General features: G+C 68.9%; 5 protein-coding genes and 1 pseudogene. 2 read left to right on the top strand and 4 right to left on the bottom strand.

Translation table 11 applies throughout. From position 1 onward, the window contains the following. On the top strand, window positions 1-684 hold a 684-nt coding region (locus R1101_RS0116115), incomplete at its 5' end, for an exodeoxyribonuclease III (protein ID WP_016934412.1). Here the strand turns inward: R1101_RS0116115 and R1101_RS0116110 are convergent. Beyond that, the gene (locus tag R1101_RS0116110) at window positions 685-1,068 is read right to left on the bottom strand and encodes a GNAT family N-acetyltransferase (RefSeq protein WP_016934411.1); all 384 of its coding nucleotides are present in this window, start codon (window positions 1,066-1,068) and stop codon (window positions 685-687) included. It lies immediately after the preceding gene. A gap of 157 nt (window positions 1,069-1,225) precedes the next feature. Here R1101_RS0116110 and thiD point away from each other — a divergent pair, with 157 nt between their 5' ends. Further along, complete coding sequence (thiD, locus tag R1101_RS0116105; RefSeq protein WP_016934410.1) at window positions 1,226-2,071, top strand: bifunctional hydroxymethylpyrimidine kinase/phosphomethylpyrimidine kinase; 846 nt, start codon at window positions 1,226-1,228, stop codon at window positions 2,069-2,071. Window positions 2,072-2,083: 12 nt separating this feature from the next. On the opposite strand, the gene R1101_RS0116100 is transcribed toward thiD, so the two are convergent. From R1101_RS0116100 to R1101_RS0116090, 3 genes and pseudogenes are all read right to left on the bottom strand, one after another. Continuing rightward, window positions 2,084-3,556, bottom strand: a complete 1,473-nt coding sequence (locus R1101_RS0116100) for a M20/M25/M40 family metallo-hydrolase (protein WP_198420285.1) — start codon at window positions 3,554-3,556, stop codon at window positions 2,084-2,086. A gap of 71 nt (window positions 3,557-3,627) precedes the next feature. Then, on the bottom strand, window positions 3,628-4,407 hold the full coding sequence (locus R1101_RS0116095; RefSeq protein ID WP_016934408.1) for an ABC transporter permease: 780 nt from the start codon (window positions 4,405-4,407) through the stop codon (window positions 3,628-3,630). After that, a pseudogene (locus tag R1101_RS0116090) lies at window positions 4,407-4,736 on the bottom strand (ABC transporter ATP-binding protein); the annotation flags it as partial. The gene R1101_RS0116095 and the pseudogene R1101_RS0116090, both read right to left, overlap by 1 nt.

Below are 4,736 nucleotides of genomic sequence, written 5' to 3'. Positions count from 1 at the left end.
GCAGTTCCCCACGAGCGTTTCGAGGAGCTCGGCTACCGGGTGGCGCACGTCGGGCTGAGCCAGTGGAACGGTGTGGCCATCGCCTCGCGTGTAGGCCTCGACGACGTGCAGATCGGATTCGACGACCAGCCCGGTTTCTCCAAGGACCCGGAGGCCGAACCCGCACTCGAGGCGCGGGCGATCGGCGCGACGTGCGCCGGTGTGCGCGTGTGGAGCCTGTACGTGCCCAACGGCCGCGACCTGCACGACCCGCACTACACCTACAAGCTCGACTGGCTCGCCAAGCTGCGCGCCGACGCCCACGGCTGGGCAACCGCGGCTCCCGAGCAGCCCATCGCCCTGGTCGGCGACTGGAACGTCGCCCCCACCGACGACGACGTGTGGGATCCGGCCTTCTTCGAGGGCAAGACGCACACCTCGCAGCCCGAGCGCGACGCCTTCCACGCGTTCGCCGAGGTCGGCTACACCGATGTGGTCCGTCCGTACGCCCCCGGCCCCGGGGTGTACACCTACTGGGACTACACCCAGCTGCGGTTCCCCAAGAAGCAGGGCATGCGGATCGATTTCGTCCTCGGGTCGCCGGCCTTCACGGCGCGCGTGACCGGCGCCGAGATCGACCGCAACGAGCGCAAGGGCAAGGGCGCGAGCGACCACGCCCCGGTGATCGTCGACCTCGAGGTCTGATCAGGCCTTGCGGGCGGGCACCCTACCCTGCCGTTCGTTGCGCTGCGGTTCCTTGCGATGCGGCTCGAGGGGCACGACGACATCGCGGTAGTTCTCGTGCGAGGCGAGGAACCGCTGCACATAGGTGCACACCGGCCGCACCCGCCACCCTCGCCGGCGCGCGAGATCGAGCGAACCGCCGACGAGGACGGCCGCGAGACCACGATGACCGAAGTCTTCGACGATCACGGTATGCATGAAGTCGACGACCGGCGGGTTCGGCGCCGGAGCGCGTTCGAAGTCGTAGTACCCCAGGATGCCGACGAGGTCACCGTTGAGGCGCAGTTCGAACCGGTTCTGGTCGGCATTGTCCACCACGTCGAGGTCCGGCGAACTCGTGTTCATGAGCGCCTCCAAAAGCGTCTTGCGTAATCGAACTGTGACCTGTGCCACTATAGAACACTGAGGGGTGAACCGCCGGTAACGCTGTCGTGTTTCGCAACGGGAGCCCGCCTCAGCGCCGCCCGGCCGTGATCGAACACACCCTCGGTAGGGTGTCTGCGTGGAACTTCTGCCCTTGTCGCCCCGAGGCGAGACCCCGGTTCGAGCCCTCACCATCGCCGGCACCGACTCCGGAGGTGGAGCCGGCATCCAGGCCGATTCGCGCACGATGGCGATGTGCGGTGTGCACGCATGCGTCGCGGTCGCGGCCGTCACGGTCCAGAACTCGGTCGGAGTCCGCGGGTTCCACGAGATCCCCGCCGAGATCGTCGCCGATCAGGTGCGCTGCGTGGTCGAGGACATCGGCGTGTCCGCGGCGAAGACGGGCATGCTCGCCTCCACGCAGATCATCGAGGCCGTCGCCCAGGTGTGCTGTGAGGTGGGCATCGGCCGCGACCAGGCGGTGCCGCTCGTCGTCGACCCGGTGTGCGCGTCCATGCACGGCGATCCCCTGCTGCACGCCGATGCGCTCGACGCGATCCGCGGTGTGCTCGTCCCCCTCGCCACCGTCGTCACCCCCAACCTCGACGAGGTACGGCTGATCACCAGCATCGACGTCGTCGACGACGCCTCGGCCCGCCGCGCCGCCGAAGCCCTGCACGCGCTCGGCGCCCGGTGGGTGATCGTCAAGGGCGGCCATCTGCGCAGCTCGGCGATGAGCACCGATCTGCTGTTCGACGGCGACCGTTTCCTCGAGTTCAGCACGCCTCGCATCGACACCGGCAACGATCACGGCGGCGGCGATACGCTCGCGGCCGCGATCACGTCGGCCCTCGCCCACGGCCGGTCGGTGCCCGAAGCCGTCGAGTTCGCGAAGGAATGGATCACGAAGTGCCTCGAGTGGGCCTACGACCTCGGGCACGGCCACGGACCGGTCAACCCGCTGTGGCGCCTGCACGAGCGCTGACGACGCCTGCCCTCACTCGGTGAACTCGGCGCGTACCTGTGCTCGCCGGTCGCCGGTGGGGACCCCGTCGGGTCCGTCGACCGAGTTCGCATAGACAGCCGTGCCGTAGGCGACTGCGGCGGCCGCTGCCGCGAACGCGTCGCGGTCGATGCCGGCCAGGGTGTCCTCGGGAGTGTGATAGTTCGGGTCGAAGGGCTGGTCGGCGGTGCCACCCCAGAGCTCGGCCTGCTCGGGGGTCTTGACGTCGTCGGCACCGGTGAACACCCCGCCCGCGGGGATACCGGAGGCGACGAACGGACCGTAATCGGAACGACCGTCGAAATCCGTTCCTCCGACGTCGATTCCGCGTTCGTCGAAGAACTGCGCGAAGGTCCGTTCGATCCCCGCCGAGCCCTCCGGCCCGGGTCCTTCGCCGACGGCATCGGAGTCGTCGCCGTCGAACACCAGATATCCGGCGTTGGGTGAGCCGAGCATGTCGAAGTTCAGGTACAGCGCGATGTCGAGTCGCTCCTCCTCGGACAGCGACTCGACGTACCTGGTGGAGCCCACCAGCCCGACCTCCTCGGCGCCCCAGAACGCGAACCGCACGGCGTTGGTCACTCCCGGTTCGCTGCCGAGCTGCAGCGCGGTTTCGAGGACGGCGGCGACGCCGGTGCCGTTGTCGTTGATCCCCGGCCCTTCGGGCACACTGTCGAGGTGCGCGCCGACGACGATCACGTCGTCGGTCGAGCCCGTGCGGGTCTGGGCGATCACATTGCGTGACTTCTGATCCTCGGTGCGGGTCTCGAGCGTCATCGTCACGGTGGTCGCGGCGGAGAGACGCTCCGCGTCGGCCCCGGCCACACCCCCGACCGGGATACGGGGGTTCGACTCCGCCCCGAGACCGGCGGCATCGAGCGGGCCGTCCTCGTTGTTGGCGACGATCAGCGCGGCGGCTCCCCGATCGGCGGCGACCTGCTCCTTCACGGCGAAGGTGCACACGCCGCGATCGACGATCACCACCGCGCCGGTCGCGTCGACCCCGTCGTAATCGGTGGGTTCGCACCCGGGGGTGCCGTCGGGGGCGATCCGCACGACGCGCGCGGTGAGTCCGTCCGGTCCCGTCGACGGCGACATGCCGAGTGCGCTCACCCCCATCGGGTCCCCGTCGACGACGAGCTGCTCGTTCTCGACCGCGAACAGCGTCGAGTCGAACTCTGGTGTCTGCACGTCGAATCCGGCGTCGCGCAGAGCTCCGGCGACGTAGTCGACGCTCGCGTCGTAACCGGCGGTACCGAGCGCACGGTTGCCGTCGTTCTCGCCGGCGATGCGTTCGAGTTCCGTCAGGTGCGTCGTGACGGCGTCGAGTTGCACGGCGTCGGCGAGCGCCGCCGGATCCACGGGTGACGCCTCCACCTCCCCCTCCGAACATCCTGCCGTCAGGAGTACTCCGGCGGCGAGCAGAGCCGCTCCCCGTATGCCGTATCTCGCCCGCGCCCGCGCCATCGTCCGAGCGTACAAAAAAGCACTGCGCCGCACGGGGAATCCGTGCGGCGCAGTGCGGCGGTGCGTGAGTGTCAGGCGTCGCGGCGGTTGACCACCACGAGCGACAGCGCGAATACCAGAAAGGCGAAGGCCGCGAAGTATACGAGCGATCCCCATGGACCCCAATGGAATTCGATTCCCTGACCGATACCCAGGAAGTTGTTCGCGTTGGCGAACGGCAGGAACGGCTGGATCTCGCGGCCCACGGAACCGAACAGCGCGAACAACGACTCGAGGAGCAGCGGCCACAGCATGAGCAGTGCGATCGTGCCCGCCGACTGCCGCAGCAGGGTGCCCACGCCGACCGCGAGGAAGACGCACAGGAACGCGTAGATCGCGGTGCCGTAGACCGCGCGCCACGCGGTGTCGCCGCTCAGGACGAGATCACGTCCCGCGTCGGGACCGGCCAGCACCTTCGCGAGGTAGAAGGCCCCGAACGAGACCGCGACCGTCAGCAGCGCGCCCAGCACCCCGATGAGCAGGGCCTTCATCGTCAGGAGCAGAGTGCGGTTCGGGGTGGCCTGGAAGGTCGTGCGGATGACCCCGAAGCGGTACTCGCTCGTGACCGACAGCGCCGCGAGGATCATGAGTACCAGCACGCCGAAGCCGGTGACGCCGCTGACCGCGACATCCACGGTCGGATAGAACTGCCCCATCTCGTCGTCCATCCCCACCGACGCGCGGGAGACCGAACCGAGGATCGCGGCGAGCCCCAGCCCGAGGGCGACGATGACGACGGTGCACCACAGCGGCGACTGCACCGACGTGAGCTTGATCCGTTCGGCCCGTAGTGTATCGAGCGCCGTACTCATCACAGTCCACCCTTCATGACGTCGTCGACTCCGGATCCGTGGTATTCGACCTCACCACCGGTGAGTTTCATGAACGCTTCCTCGAGCGACGCGTGTCGTCCCGCGAGTTCGTGCAGCACGATCGACCGGGCCGCGGCGAGTTCGCCGATCTCCGCCGCCGGAGCTCCCGAGACGTGCAGGGCGCCGTCGTCCTCCCGAACGGTGTGCCCGCGTTCGGCGAGCGCGGTGCGCAGCTCACCGAGCTGCGGGCTGCGCACCACCACGAACGAGTCGGACGCCCGGTCGACGAACTCCTTCACCGAGGTGTCGGCGATGAGCCGGCCCCGGCC

The organism is Rhodococcus sp. R1101 (assembly GCF_000278445.1).
Lineage (GTDB): Bacteria > Actinomycetota > Actinomycetes > Mycobacteriales > Mycobacteriaceae > Rhodococcus > Rhodococcus gordoniae.
This window is presented reverse-complemented; position numbering and strand designations above follow the sequence as displayed.